At 56.2% G+C, this 13,483-nt stretch carries 10 protein-coding genes; 5 read left to right on the top strand and 5 right to left on the bottom strand.

Annotated features, from left to right (window positions below):
* Positions 1-19 precede the first annotated feature (19 nt).
* On the bottom strand, positions 20-1,501 hold the full coding sequence (mqo, locus tag ACJAXR_RS01750) for a malate dehydrogenase (quinone) (protein ID WP_415056530.1): 1,482 nt from the start codon (positions 1,499-1,501) through the stop codon (positions 20-22).
* Between the two features lie 203 nt (positions 1,502-1,704).
* On the opposite strand from mqo, the gene thiO reads away from it, so the two are divergent.
* The gene (gene thiO / locus ACJAXR_RS01745; protein ID WP_415056529.1) at positions 1,705-2,817 is read left to right on the top strand and encodes a glycine oxidase ThiO; all 1,113 of its coding nucleotides are present in this window, start codon (positions 1,705-1,707) and stop codon (positions 2,815-2,817) included.
* Here the strand turns inward: thiO and ACJAXR_RS01740 are convergent.
* Genes ACJAXR_RS01740 through ACJAXR_RS01730 form a run of 3 tightly spaced genes read right to left on the bottom strand, consistent with a single transcriptional unit; the run spans position 2,814 to position 6,005 of the window.
* Complete coding sequence (locus ACJAXR_RS01740; protein WP_415056528.1) at positions 2,814-4,166, bottom strand: sigma-54-dependent transcriptional regulator; 1,353 nt, start codon at positions 4,164-4,166, stop codon at positions 2,814-2,816. The two genes, thiO and ACJAXR_RS01740, sit on opposite strands and share 4 nt — an antisense overlap.
* Positions 4,167-4,201: 35 nt before the next feature.
* Positions 4,202-5,794, bottom strand: coding sequence for a two-component system sensor histidine kinase NtrB (locus ACJAXR_RS01735; protein WP_415056527.1), 1,593 nt, complete (start codon positions 5,792-5,794; stop codon positions 4,202-4,204).
* Positions 5,775-6,005 carry a PP0621 family protein gene (locus tag ACJAXR_RS01730; protein WP_415056526.1) on the bottom strand — a complete coding sequence of 77 codons (231 nt, stop codon included), beginning with the start codon at positions 6,003-6,005 and terminating at the stop codon, positions 5,775-5,777. Before ACJAXR_RS01730 ends, ACJAXR_RS01735 begins: the two co-directional genes overlap by 20 nt.
* 143 nt (positions 6,006-6,148) lie before the next feature.
* Here ACJAXR_RS01730 and ACJAXR_RS01725 point away from each other — a divergent pair, with 143 nt between their 5' ends.
* Positions 6,149-7,780, top strand: a complete 1,632-nt coding sequence (locus tag ACJAXR_RS01725; RefSeq protein WP_415056525.1) for an NAD+ synthase — start codon at positions 6,149-6,151, stop codon at positions 7,778-7,780.
* 59 nt (positions 7,781-7,839) lie between these two features.
* Here the strand turns inward: ACJAXR_RS01725 and ACJAXR_RS01720 are convergent, their stop codons facing one another.
* Positions 7,840-8,835 carry an outer membrane protein assembly factor BamD gene (locus tag ACJAXR_RS01720; RefSeq protein WP_415056524.1) on the bottom strand — a complete coding sequence of 332 codons (996 nt, stop codon included), beginning with the start codon at positions 8,833-8,835 and terminating at the stop codon, positions 7,840-7,842.
* A 195-nt stretch (positions 8,836-9,030) separates the two neighbouring features.
* On the opposite strand from ACJAXR_RS01720, the gene rluD reads away from it, so the two are divergent.
* The 3 genes from rluD (at position 9,031) to clpB (ending at position 13,444) form a co-directional block, all read left to right on the top strand.
* Complete coding sequence (rluD, locus tag ACJAXR_RS01715) at positions 9,031-9,990, top strand: 23S rRNA pseudouridine(1911/1915/1917) synthase RluD (RefSeq protein ID WP_415056523.1); 960 nt, start codon at positions 9,031-9,033, stop codon at positions 9,988-9,990.
* The gene (gene pgeF, locus ACJAXR_RS01710; protein ID WP_415056522.1) at positions 9,987-10,724 is read left to right on the top strand and encodes a peptidoglycan editing factor PgeF; all 738 of its coding nucleotides are present in this window, start codon (positions 9,987-9,989) and stop codon (positions 10,722-10,724) included. The genes rluD and pgeF overlap by 4 nt, the downstream gene beginning before the upstream one ends.
* A gap of 152 nt (positions 10,725-10,876) precedes the next feature.
* Positions 10,877-13,444 (top strand): ATP-dependent chaperone ClpB, encoded by a 2,568-nt coding sequence (clpB, locus tag ACJAXR_RS01705; RefSeq protein ID WP_415056521.1) that lies wholly within the window; start codon positions 10,877-10,879, stop codon positions 13,442-13,444.
* Positions 13,445-13,483 lie beyond the last annotated feature (39 nt).

Below are 13,483 nucleotides of genomic sequence, written 5' to 3'. Positions count from 1 at the left end.
CCAAGAGTCCATCTCTAAGTTAACGCAGTTGCAAAGTGCTTAGCGTTCTATCGCGCACTCGTTTGAGCAGCGCTCCATCGTTGATCAAAGACTGGCCGTAGGAGGGCACCAGCTCTTTCATTCTCGCCTGCCATTCTGGTGTGGCCAGGCGATCCTTGAAGCAACGCTCGAGCACGTTGATCATGGCTTGCACGGCTGTTGATGCCCCCGGGGAAGCACCCAGCAACGCTGCCAGTGTGCCATCCTTTGCAGCGACAATTTCAGTACCGAACTCCAGCTTGCCATGGCCCTTTGCATCTTTCTTGATGATCTGAACCCGCATGCCGGCGTTTTGCAAGGCCCAGTCTTTTTCGCTGGCTTGTGGGAAGAAATTGCGCAGCGATGAGACCCTGTCCTTGTGCGACTGGAACGATTCAGCAATCAGGTAGCGCGTCAGATCCATATTGTCGCGGCCCACCGCCATCATCGGAGCTACGTTGTAACGCTTGACGGAGGAAAACAGGTCGAATACCGATCCTTCCTTGAGGAATTTGGTGGTAAAGCCGGCAAAGGGGCCGAACAGAAGGGCAGGCTCACCGTTGATAATCCGCGTATCCAGGTGCGGTACCGACATTGGCGGCGCTCCGCTCGGTGCCTTGCCGTACACCTTCGAGTGGTGCTGTTTGACGATTGCCGGTTCCCTGCAGACCAGCCATTGGCCACTTACCGGAAACCCGCCATATCCCTGGCTCTCGTCAATGTTGGATTTTTGCAGCAGTGGCAGCGAGCCGCCGCCAGCGCCAAGGAATACAAATTTGGCGTTAAGGGTTTTTTCTTCGCCGGTTTTTTCGTCCTCCAGCTCGACCCGCCAGTGTCCCCTCTTGCTTTTTTTCAGGCTCTGGACAGAGTGTTTCAGCAATAAGTCAAAATTCTCGGTGTCCTTCAGGTGCCCGACCATGCTGCGTGTCAGTGAGCCGAAATCGACATCCGAGCCGTGATTGACTCGGGTGGCTGCAAAGGCTTGGTCGGCCTTGCGCTCTTTCATAATCAGTGGCATCCACTCGTCTATCTGTTCAGCCGCTTCACTGAACTGCATTTCAGCGAACAGGTGATGGGCACTGAGCAACTTATGCCGCTCGCGCAGGAACTTCACATCCTTTTCGCCCCAGACAAAGCTTTGATGGGCGGTCGGATTGATAAAGCTCGTTGGCTTGGGTAACAACCCCTGCTCAACCAGATAGGACCAGAACTGCAGGGTCACTTCAAAGGACGCGTTAATGTCCAATGCACGGTCGATGCTGATATTGCCGTTCTGGTCTTCTGGGGTGTAATTCAGCTCACAGTAACCGGCATGGCCGGTACCCGCATTGTTCCAGCCATCCGTGCTTTCGTGGGCTACGTGATCCAAACGTTCGACCAAGGTAATGGTCATGGTTGGATCCAGCTGTTTGAGCAACATTCCCAGTGTGGCGCTCATGACGCCACCTCCGACCAGCAATACGTCTACGTTCTTTGCTGTCATTAACATGCCGCCTTCTAGGTAAAAACCAGATTTGATAATACCGTTTTATCGAGTCGAGTAACACACGCCAGAGGGTGACCAGATGGCGTGAGATACATGTTGGGCAATACTGTATGAGAAAAGATTCCCTGTCCGAGGTCATGGTTTATGTATAGTTCTAGGGTTTAAGCTGCTCAGCGCGATATAGCAGACAGACGGGAGTGATGGTTATGCAGCGGGTGGTGATAATAGGGGGCGGGGTGATGGGCTGCCTGACTGCTCTGGAGCTCCTTGAGAGTGGTCGCGACGTCTGTCTTATCGAGCGTCGCAGCACCGGGCAGGAAGCGTCTTGGGCCGGTGGCGGTATTGTTACTCCATTGTATCCATGGAGGTACAGTCAGCCCGTCACCGCGCTGGCCGAATGGTCTCAGGCACATTACCCGAAACTGTGTCGCGAATTGTTTATGCACACGGGTATTGACCCCGAGTTAAGTCCCTGTGGCCTGATCTGGCTTGACCACGCCGAGCAGGAGGCTGCACTGCAGTGGGCTGAACAGCAGGGTAAACCGATTACGGCTGTCGATGGCGATTTCATTTATGAACAGATTCCATCACTGGCTCCAGGCTTTGATCAGGGGATGTGGCAGCCGCAGTTGGCCAATGTACGCAATCCAAGACTAATGGCAGCGTTGGGCGTTCGTCTCCAGCAATTTGCCGGGTTTTCACTGTTGGAAAATACAGAGGTCAGTGGATTACGGATTGAAGGTGGCCGAGTAAAAGGTGTCATTTATGGCGGGGGTCAGCAGGCTGCCGATGCGGTGGTGCTTGCGGCGGGCGCCTGGAGTGGTGATTGGCTTGCCCAGTTTGGTCTGGATCTGGCCGTAGCGCCGGTAAAGGGGCAGATGCTGATTTATAAGACCGCACCAGGCTGGTTGCCGAGCATTGTATTGCACGAGAGCCGGTATGCGATTCCGCGGAGAGACGGCCATATCCTGATCGGCAGTACGTTGGAGCACGTGGGTTACGACACTGAGATCACCTTTGATGCCTTGGATTCGCTACGGGCCTCCGCGCGCAGCTTGTTGCCGGACCTGGCGAATCTCCAGCCCGTGGCGCAGTGGGCGGGCCTGCGTCCGGGCTCACCTGATGGTGTGCCCTTTGTCGGAGCCGTTGCTGGTATCGATGGCTTGTGGCTCAATACCGGACATTACCGTAATGGCCTGGTCCTGGCGCCGGCCTCGTGCCGAATGCTGGTTGACCTCATGATCGGCAAGCTGCCTGAAATCGATAGCCAGCCTTACTCGGTGGACGGACGTATGGGCCCACGGACCTTTTAGTCCTCTAGGCCAAGTTTTTTCAGTCGGTAGCGAAAGGATCGGAAGGTCAGACCCAGGCGCTTGGCAGCAGCGGTCTTGTTCCAGCGGGATTCCTCAAGTGCCTGGGTGATGGCAATGCGTTCGATATTGCCGAGATAATCTTCCAGCGAACCGATATCGCCTAGTGAGACCGGCGACTCTCCATTAGTAGGGCAGGCGGAGATGTGAATGTCGTCAGTTTCTATTATCCGTCCTTCGCTTAGGGTAAAAGCGCGCTCGAGAATGTTTTCCAGCTCACGCACATTGCCCGGGAAGCGATAGCTAGCCAGCAGCTCCATGGTGCGAGCAGCGATAGTCGGTATCGGCATGTCATTTCGTGCGGCGAGGCGGGTAAGAATATGATTACTCAGCAATGGAATGTCTTCGCGGCGCTCGCGCAGAGGGGGTACATTCAATTCGATCACGTTGATGCGATAAAACAGATCCTGACGAAATCGACCTTCTGTCACTTCTGCAGCCAGATCCTTATGAGTAGCACACAGCAAGCGCACATCTACTGATTCCTCCTGTTGGGTCCCCAGGGGTCTGACGGCCTTCTCCTGTATTGCCCTTAGCAGCTTTACTTGCATTGACAACGGCAGGTCGGCGACTTCGTCGAGAAAAAGCGTGCCGCCGGAGGCCGCTTGAAAGAGCCCTGGCTTGTCTGTCACGGCGCCGGTGAAACTGCCCTTGCGATGGCCGAAGAATTCGCTTTCCATCAGCTCTGAGGGGATAGCACCGCAGTTGACCGGTACAAATGCGGCAACTGAGCGTGAGCTCAATGTGTGGATGCGCCGAGCAACCAGCTCCTTGCCGCTGCCCGATTCGCCGCTGATGTATAACGGAGCCTGGCTGCGTGCCAGTTTGGCGATACGCTTGCGCAGCTGTTCGATCGGTGCAGAGACACCCATGATGGGGTCTGGTTCGTCACTGATCTGGATGGGTTCCTGGGATGGGTTCAGACGCAGCGCGCTGTTGACCAGTTCGCGCAAGCGCTGCAGATCCACGGGCTTGCTGAGAAAGTCGAAAGCCCCTGCCTTGAGTGCACTGATAGCCGTATCCAGACTGCCGTAAGCGGTAATCATCGCTACCGGAGTTTGTGGATGATTCAGTTGTATATGCCGCACTATGGCTAGGCCATCACCGTCGGGCAGGCGCATGTCGGTCAGGCATAGATCAAAGCGGTAACGGGTCAACAGTTCCATCGCCTGAGCCAGCGTCGTTGCGCTGTAGGTTTTTACCTGCATGCGTTGCAGTGTCATATCTAGTAGTTCAAGGATATCCGGCTCATCATCAATGATCAGGGCCAGCGGACTTGTTGTCTGTGTCATTGGTTGCGATTCACCTTCCAGAGTCTTGTGGTCGATTATACGAGCCGTTTGGGATGCGCAAAGGTTATCCGCATGCAACTGCCGCGGGGCACCATGGGCTCGTATTCGAGTCTTGCCTGGTTGCTTTCGCACAATTCGCGGGAGATATATAGCCCCAACCCGGTACCACTTGCTTCGGTGGTATAGAAGGGCTCAAAGATGTGCGTTATGTGCTCCTCGGCTATACCCGGCCCATGATCGATAACCTCCAGGACGGGCAAGTCGGTATCAGGCTGAATATACACCCTTAGCCAGATGGTTCTGTGCTCTTCTGCCGGACCGCTGTAACGCAGTGCGTTGCGACACAGGTTATCGACCACCTGACTGAGTTGATTGGGGTCGATGCGGGTTTCGATGCCTGGCTGCGTTACTTCAAGCTCGAGATTGTCAGCTACTGAGCTACTGACGGAAAAGTCGGCAACGAACTGGCTGACCCACAGCGCAAGGTCGACCAATTGAGGTTCACTAGGCCGTCGACGCGACAATTCCAGCACGGTTTCGATAACCTTGTTCATGCGTTTGGAATGTTGCTGAATGATTTCGCTGAGGCGACGATCGGCCGGCGGTAACAGTTCCGATTCACCCAGTAGCTGCGCTGCGTGGCTGATGGCGCCCAAAGGGTTGCGTATTTCATGGGCGATACTGGCAGTGAGACGCCCTAGAGATGCGAGTTTCAGTTGCTGCGCCTGCTGAGCTATCTGGCTGTTGTCATCGAGAAAGACCAGCACCGTTTCTTCGCCGTCGGCGGCCAGCGGTTTGAAATTGGCCATTATTTCGGCGCCGCCGCTATGGTTGTGAAAGGGTAGCGCGCGTGTGGAGGGGTTTTCTTCCCATTGGTGCAAGCGCTGAGCCAGGCCGACTGCCAGTTCTTCGATATCCATGCCGCGAATGATCGGCTCGCCGAGCAGTTGTGCAGCCGCTTCGTTGGCCAGAAGCACATTGTTGCTAACACCGACCACGATGATTCCGGTACGCATCCGCTGGATAATCAACTGATTGACTTTTTCCAGGTTCGCCAGAGTCGCAGCCTGATGAAGGGCAAGGGTTTCCGATTGGCGTAGCCGCCGGCTAAAACGCTGAACGAACATCGCTACGGCGAAGTAGATGCATCCGAGCACGCCGACTTGGAGATAGCCCTGGCTCACCCCAGGGTAAGACAAACTGAGAAAGAACGTTAGATAGATAACCGCCAGGCTGGCCAGCGCTGCAAGTAGTAACCCAACCCGGCCATGCAAAAGAATGTTGCCAATAGCGACAGGGATGATCAGCAAGCTGCCGAAACCGCTACTTGCGCCCCCGGCGGCATAAAAGATGATACCCAGCAGGAAAATATCCAGCAGGGAGACCACGAACAGATGCACGTCGCGACTTCTGCGGTTCAACAACACAGCAATTAATACATTGACCAACAGGTAGATCCAGCTGGCCACTTCGTAAATTTGCGGACTACTCAATTGCAACAGGCCGTCACGGGCGCTGGTGCTAGTTAGAATCGCGAGGCAAACTCCAAGTACGACCCTGTACAGATTGTAGAGCCGTAATATCCTTGGTCGCTGGGAATCGCCCGGCTCAGTCATGATGGTCGGCATCACGATGTTCGGCGCAGCAGTACCAGCGCTGGTTATCGCGCACGGCTCGATCCTCGGGCAAATGAACCTGACACTGGCTGCATCGCACCATCGGCTTGGATGTCGTTGCTGCTGAGCTGCGTCGGTTGTTGCGTTTACTCTGGAGCCGACGCCACAGAGTCAGTGCGGCGAATACCACGGCAATGAATACAAGCAGTTTGATCAGGCCCATGGTGTTGCCCCTGGAAAAAGAAATGCAGTGTAGCCCAACCGCGTCTGGCGCCAAAATCCCGTGGAGTAACCATGCAGTGCGGCGATTGCGGCTGTCCGCGCCATGCACGACAATGCGGGTATTGGAATATCAGGAGAATGATGATGGCAGATACCCTTCGTATCGTAATGGCGCAGCTCAATCTGAGGGTTGGCGACATCCCGGGTAATCTTGAGCGGATTGTGCAGAGTGCCTTGAGTGCGCGGGATGACCTGCAGGCACAGGCGATCGTCTTCCCCGAGCTGGCGCTCAGTGGTTATCCACCGGAGGATCTGTTGCTGCGTTCAAGTATGCAGTCACGGGTGGAGTCGGCGCTGCAATCGCTGTGTGAACGGGTGTCGGGTATTCATGTGGTTGTCGGCTACCCCTGGCGTGAGGGCGCCCGGTGCTTTAATCGAGCGGCGGTCATCGCTGATGGCAAGATTCTGGCCAGCTATGACAAGCAGCACCTGCCCAACTACAAAGTGTTTGACGAGAAACGCTATTTTGCTGAAGGCAATCAGCCCTGCGTCTTCGAGTTGCACGGGTTGCCCGTGGCCTTGACAGTATGCGAAGACATCTGGCAAGCGCAGCCGATGGTGCAGGCGCGTGAGGCGGGTGCGCGATTGATGTTGAATTTGAACGCTTCGCCATTTCACATGGGCAAACAGCACGAACGCGAAGAAATGATGGCCCGGCGCTGCGCAGAAGGGGCCATGCCTTTGATCTATGTGAATCAGGTGGGCGGGCAAGACGAACTGGTCTTCGATGGTGGTTCGGTAGCAATGGGGTCTCATGGGGATATTGCCCTGCGCGCAGGCGCGTACGTTGAGGGCTTGCATCCTGTCGATGTGTCATTTGATGCGCATCAGGTGGTATTGCGTCAGGGCAGTCTTGCGCCTATGCCGCAGCCTGAAGCAAGTGTGTATGAGGCTCTGGTGCTGGGTGTTCGTGATTATATTGGTAAAAGTGGGTTCAAAAGCGTCCTGCTCGGCTTGTCGGGTGGTATCGATTCTGCGTTGACCCTTGCTGTGGCGGTCGATGCACTGGGCGCCGACAGAGTAGAGGCGGTAATGATGCCTTACCATTACACTTCGGATATGAGTCTGGAGGACGCCGCGCAACAGGCTCGGACCCAACATGTCACCTATCATGTGCTGCCTATTGCCCCGATGGTCGAGGCGTTCATGCAGACTCTCGAGCCGGTATTTGAGGGCATGCCGCGGGATACCACCGAAGAGAATTTGCAGTCACGGTGCCGCGGCGTGATGTTGATGGCGATGTCGAACAAGACCGGTGCGCTGGTATTGACCACGGGCAACAAGAGCGAGATGGCCGTCGGTTATGCCACCCTGTATGGCGATATGGCAGGCGGTTTTGACGTACTCAAGGATGTGCCCAAGACGCTGGTCTTTCGTCTGGCTGAGTACCGTAACAGCAGAGGGCTAGTGATACCGCAAAGAGTTATCGACCGGCCTCCATCGGCCGAATTGTCACCCGATCAGAAAGACGAAGACTCGTTACCGGCCTATCCGGTATTGGATGAGATTCTGCGGCTGTACGTTGAGCATGATCTGTCGGCTAGTGCCATAGTGGAGGCCGGATTCGAAGCCGAGACGGTACACAAGATCGTCAAGCTGGTTGACCGTAACGAGTATAAGCGCAGACAGGCTGCCGTTGGACCGCGTATTACCCAGCGTGGCTTTGGCCGCGATCGACGTTATCCGATTACGTCGGGTTGGGCGGTAGAGGATTAAAGCAGGTGCTTGTTGATTCCGCGCCCTGACGCTAAGCCAGGGCGCGGGCTGCGGGATTCCTAGTCGAATAGGCCAAAGGTCATGCGGCTCCAGATCGAACGGCCTTGCTTTTCTTCAGCTTGGACAGGCGTACGGATTTCCCGTGGTAATGCATCCCGAGCTTGCAGGTATTGTTGCTGCATTTCGCGCTCCATTTGCGTGCCAGCGTTACGCGATGGAGGGGTCATGACCTTGTTCATCAGATCGCCGGCCATTTTATTGAATCTGCCCCGTTCACGTTGCGCAGGTTCTACATGGTGGCGGAAGGTATCGCCATCTAGGCTGGGATGTTCCGGATAGTTGGCACGCAGCACGGCTAACGAGGTGTCTGCCAGTTCCGGCATCGCCATCCGCTGGTAGGCTTCGACCATCAGTGCCAGGCCGTCTGCGACAGAGGGCGTTTGCTGGAAATTCTCGACCACGTAACGACCTCGATTGGCCGCGGCAAGGTGAGCTTGGCGCTTGAGGTAGTAATGGCCGACGTTGACGTCGTAGGCTGCCAGCAGGTTACGCAGGTAGATCATCCGCAGACGTGCGTCCGGGGCATAGCGACTTTCGGGGTAACGGCTGACCAACTGGGCAAACTCGTTGAAAGAATCCCGCGCTGCACCGGGGTCGCGCCGAGTCATGTCCAGAGGCAGAAAACGCTCGAAGATGCCGCGGTCTCGGGTAAAGGATGTTATGCCACCCATATAGTAGGCGTAGTCCACATTCGGATGCTGGGGGTGCAGGCGGATGAAACGATCTGATGACGATTTTGCCGCATCGGGTTCCTGGTTCTCATAGTAGGCATAGATCAATTCTAGCTGGGCTTGCTGGGCGAAACGGCCAAATGGGTAGCGAGACTCCAGCGCCCTCAGCTTTTCGACCGCGGCGTTGTAGCTGTTGGCGTCCAGATCTTGCTGGGCAAGCAGATACAGTTCCGATTCGCTGAGAGACTCGTCCAGCACCTGATTCGATGCGCAGGCTGACAAGAACGCAAGCAAACCGACCAGCAAAAAGTGTTTCATTGACATATGTGATACCCGGATGGACGACCATGCGCTGTTGCCCGGACAGCCGTCCTGTTATAGTTGGGACTTGTTTTCAGGTAACCGGCAAAGCCGGAAGCTACCTTTGAAGAAGCCGTATTTAACCACAGCGTAGAGCCGAATCCAAAAAAGGATTGCGTCTCTGCCACAGCGCCTCTGGCCCCTTTCAGTGAGTTCTGAATGTCCGATCGTATCTGCATGACCGCGCTTGTCGCCTCTGAAAGTGGTGGCCAGCGTCTTGACCAGGTAGCCGCCCAGCTATTTCCCGATTTTTCGCGCTCGCGTTTGCAGGCATGGATCAAAGACGGCTGTTTGACGGTAGACGGGCGTAGCGTGCGCCCACGCGATACCGTTTACGGTGGCGAAAAGCTGGTGCTTGAGGCCGAGCGGGAGGTGCAGGGTGACTGGCAGCCGGAAGCCATTGCCCTTGAGGTGATCTATGAAGACGATTCACTGATGGTGATAAACAAGCCGGCGGGTCTGGTGGTGCATCCCGCCGCGGGGCACCAGGACGGGACGTTGCTCAACGCGTTGTTGCACCATGCACCTGACCTGGCGAAGGTGCCGCGTGCAGGTATTGTGCATCGTTTGGATAAGGACACCACCGGGCTGATGGTCGTGGCCAAAACGCTGGAAGCTCAAACCGACCTGGTCGGGCAGCTGCAAGCGCGTTCGGTCACCCGGGAATACGAGGCTGTGGTGGTTGGAGTGATGACCGCTGGCGGCAAGGTGGATCAGCCTATCGCCCGGCATGGCACCAACCGGCAAAAAATGGCGGTCATGGTAGGTGGCAAGCAAGCCGTCAGTCATTATCGGGTGATCAGTCGATTCCGCGCCCACACCCATGTGCGGGTGAAGCTCGAGACCGGACGCACCCACCAGATTCGCGTCCACATGAGTTACATCCATTTCCCCTTGATTGGTGATCAGACCTACGGCGGACGGATGCGTATCCCCGCTGGCGCAAGTCCTGAACTGCTTGAAATGCTGCGCGGATTTCCTCGCCAAGCGCTGCATGCACGACGTCTTCAACTGACGCACCCGGATGATGGCCGGTTGATGAGCTGGGAGGTACCTCTACCCGAAGATATGCTGAATCTACTGGCGCTATTGCGTCAAGACGGTGAGCTAGGCGAATGAGTTTTGATGGACTGCAGGCCGAATGGTCAGCACCGCCGTGGGTTCACACCTGTGTGACCACCCGTCGCGGTGGCTGTAGCCAAGGGCGCTGGAAAGGCTTCAATCTAGGCGACCATGTGGGTGACGATACTGTCCACGTGGCGGCTAACAGGGCCGAGCTGCAACAATCCCTGGGTTGTGAGCCGGCTTGGTTGCAGCAAGTGCATGGCACAGTCGTTGTTCAGGCGGATCCGAGGCGAGTATTGGAGGCCGATGCGGCCTGGACCGATCAGCCAGGCATCGCCTGTACGGTAATGACGGCCGATTGTTTGCCGGTGCTTTTCTGCAACCAGTCAGGAACCCGCGTGGCTGCTGCACATGCGGGCTGGCGTGGGCTGCTTGCGGGGGTACTGGAAAATACAGTTCATGCCATGGGGGGCGAGCCGGAAAGCGTACTGGCGTGGCTGGGGCCGGCCATCGGGCCTCAAGCGTTCGAAGTGGGCCCCGAGGTGCGTGAGGCGTTTATCGCCGCTGACCCGCAGGCTGACGAGGCTTTCGTGCCTTCGCTGCGCGAAGGTCACTATCTCGCCGACCTCTACCAACTGGCTAGCCAGCGTTTGCGTAAGTGTGGCATCGGCTTGATCAGTGGCGCTGAACACTGCACTGTCAACGAGCCGACACGATTCTATTCCTATCGGCGCGATGGCCAAACCGGACGATTTGCCTCCCTGATCTGGTTGAATAGCGCGCATTGAAAGACCCGCTTGGCAGTTATATGACAAAAAATTGACTCTGATCAATTTTTCACACCTTGAAACACGGGTAACTGCCCCTATTTAAAGTCCATACTCATTGAAATCGTGCTGCAATAGATTGCCGGCAGCTTTCAGTACAGGATGGACATATTATGCGAATCGACCGTTTTACCAGCAAACTGCAACTGGCCTTGTCCGATGCCCAGTCACTGGCCGTTGGTCGTGATAATCCGCAGATCGAGCCCGTACATCTCATGTCAGCTTTGCTTGAACAGCAGCAAGGCTCCATCAAGCCGCTGCTTCGTCAGGTAGGCTTTGACACCAATGTGTTGCGCTCTGCTTTGAACGACGCACTGGACAACCTGCCGACAGTGAGCAGCCCTAACGGCGACGTTAATATGTCGCAGGATATGGCCAGACTGTTTAATCAGGCTGACCGTCTGGCCCAGCAGCACAACGATCAGTTCATCTCCAGTGAGCTCGTCTTGCTGGCGTCAATGGAAGGCAATACTGCCCTGGGCAAGATCCTGCTGAGTCAGGGTGTATCGAAGAAAGCCCTGGAGAATGCCATCAGCAACCTGCGCGGCGGTGAGTCGATCAACGATTCCAATGCCGAGGAATCGCGCCAGGCACTCGACAAGTACACAGTAGACCTGACTACCAAAGCTGAAGAGGGCAAGCTCGATCCGGTTATCGGTCGGGATGACGAGATACGCCGCACTATCCAGGTTTTGCAACGTCGGACCAAAAATAATCCGGTATTGATTGGTGAGCCCGGTGTGGGCAAGACGGCCATCGTTGAGGGCCTGGCGCAGCGCATCATCAATGGTGAGGTTCCCGATGGTCTTCGCGACAAGCGTCTGTTGTCGCTGGATATGGGCTCGCTTATCGCTGGTGCGAAGTTCCGTGGCGAGTTCGAGGAACGTCTCAAGTCCGTGATAAACGAGCTGTCCAAACAGGAAGGGCGGGTCATTCTGTTCATCGATGAAATACATACCATGGTTGGTGCGGGCAAGGCGGAAGGGTCGATGGACGCCGGCAACATGCTCAAGCCGGCGTTGGCACGGGGTGAATTGCATTGCGTAGGCGCGACTACCCTCGATGAATATCGCAAATACATCGAGAAGGATGCAGCACTGGAGCGTCGCTTTCAAAAGGTGCAAGTCGACGAGCCCAGCGAAGAAGACACCATTGCGATCCTGCGAGGTTTAAAAGAGCGTTATGAGGTGCACCACAAGGTTGCGATTACTGACAGCGCGATTATCGCCGCGGCCAAATTGAGCCATCGCTACATCACAGACCGCCAGTTGCCGGACAAGGCGATCGATCTGGTCGACGAAGCGGCTAGCCGTATCCGCATGGAAATCGATTCCAAGCCGGAGGTGCTCGATCGTCTCGAGCGACGCTTGATTCAGCTCAAGGTCGAACGTGAAGCTCTGAAGAAGGAAGATGACGAGGCCGCGCTCAAGCGCCTTGAGAAACTCAAGGAAGACATCGCCAGGCTAGAACTCGAATATGCCGACCTGGAAGAAATCTGGAAATCTGAAAAAGCCGATGTGCAGGGCACTGCTCAGATTCAGGAGAAGATCGAACAGGCCCGTCAAGAACTCGAGGCCGCCCGGCGCAAGGGTGAACTGGCGCGTATGGCCGAGTTGCAGTACGGCGTGATACCGGATCTGGAGCGCAGTCAGCAGATGGCCGAGCAGCACGGGCCGACCGAAAACAAGCTGTTGCGCAGCAAGGTAACCGAAGAGGAAATTGCTGAAGTCGTGTCCAAGTGGACTGGTATTCCGGTGTCGAAGATGCTTGAGGGCGAGCGCGACAAGTTGCTACGCATGGAAGAGAGTCTGCACACGCGTGTGATCGGTCAGCACGAGGCTGTCGTTGCTGTCTCCAATGCGGTGCGCCGTTCACGTGCGGGTCTCAGTGACCCAAACCGGCCAAGTGGTTCGTTCATGTTTCTCGGGCCGACCGGCGTCGGCAAAACGGAGCTGTGCAAGGCGCTGGCCGAATTTCTGTTCGATACTGATGAGGCCATGGTCCGCATCGATATGTCCGAGTTCATGGAGAAGCACTCCGTTGCTCGCCTGATCGGCGCACCGCCGGGCTATGTCGGTTATGAAGAGGGCGGTTATCTGACCGAAGCGGTGCGCCGCAAGCCGTACTCGGTGATCCTGTTGGATGAGGTCGAAAAGGCCCATCCGGACGTCTTCAACGTTTTGCTGCAGGTGCTGGAAGATGGTCGTTTGACGGATAGCCAGGGTCGTACTGTGGATTTTCGTAATACGGTGATTGTGATGACTTCCAACCTGGGGTCAGCACAGATCCAGGAGCTGGTCGGCGACCCCGAGGCGCAGCATGCGGCGGTTATGGATGCGGTGGGGCAGCACTTTCGTCCCGAGTTCATCAACCGTATTGATGAAGTGGTTGTCTTCGAGCCGCTAGGCAAGGAACAGATCGCCGGTATCGCCAGCATCCAGATGCAACGTCTGGGTGAGCGCCTGGCCGAGCGTGATCTGAAGCTAGAGCTGACCGATGAAGCACTGAAGAAGCTGGTCTCAGTGGGCTACGACCCGGTTTATGGCGCACGTCCGCTCAAGCGCGCTATTCAACGCTGGATCGAAAACCCCCTTGCCCAGCGTATTCTAGCTGGGGACTTTGCGCCGGGGGTGACTATTCAGGCTAAGGTCGAAAATGAGGAATTTGTTTTTACCGGTTGAGTGGTGGATGGAGCGTTGCTGGAAAGGCCGAATCCCGTT

The sequence above is a fragment of the Halopseudomonas sp. genome, assembly GCF_047631575.1.
GTDB lineage: Bacteria > Pseudomonadota > Gammaproteobacteria > Pseudomonadales > Pseudomonadaceae > Halopseudomonas.
Note: the sequence above shows the minus strand (reverse complement) of the source record. Positions and strands in the feature narration are given on the sequence as shown.

Bases quoted from the DNA above. Each gene is read 5' to 3' on its own strand.
- mqo (WP_415056530.1), bottom strand. From the start codon at position 1,501: ATGACAGCAAAGAACGTAGACGTATTGCTGGTCGGAGGTGGCGTCATG.
- thiO (WP_415056529.1), top strand. From the start codon at position 1,705: ATGGTTATGCAGCGGGTGGTGATAATAGGGGGCGGGGTGATGGGCTGC.
- ACJAXR_RS01740 (WP_415056528.1), bottom strand. From the start codon at position 4,166: ATGACACAGACAACAAGTCCGCTGGCCCTGATCATTGATGATGAGCCG.
- ACJAXR_RS01735 (WP_415056527.1), bottom strand. From the start codon at position 5,794: ATGCCGACCATCATGACTGAGCCGGGCGATTCCCAGCGACCAAGGATA.
- ACJAXR_RS01730 (WP_415056526.1), bottom strand. From the start codon at position 6,005: ATGGGCCTGATCAAACTGCTTGTATTCATTGCCGTGGTATTCGCCGCA.
- ACJAXR_RS01725 (WP_415056525.1), top strand. From the start codon at position 6,149: ATGGCAGATACCCTTCGTATCGTAATGGCGCAGCTCAATCTGAGGGTT.
- ACJAXR_RS01720 (WP_415056524.1), bottom strand. From the start codon at position 8,835: ATGTCAATGAAACACTTTTTGCTGGTCGGTTTGCTTGCGTTCTTGTCA.
- rluD (WP_415056523.1), top strand. From the start codon at position 9,031: ATGTCCGATCGTATCTGCATGACCGCGCTTGTCGCCTCTGAAAGTGGT.
- pgeF (WP_415056522.1), top strand. From the start codon at position 9,987: ATGAGTTTTGATGGACTGCAGGCCGAATGGTCAGCACCGCCGTGGGTT.
- clpB (WP_415056521.1), top strand. From the start codon at position 10,877: ATGCGAATCGACCGTTTTACCAGCAAACTGCAACTGGCCTTGTCCGAT.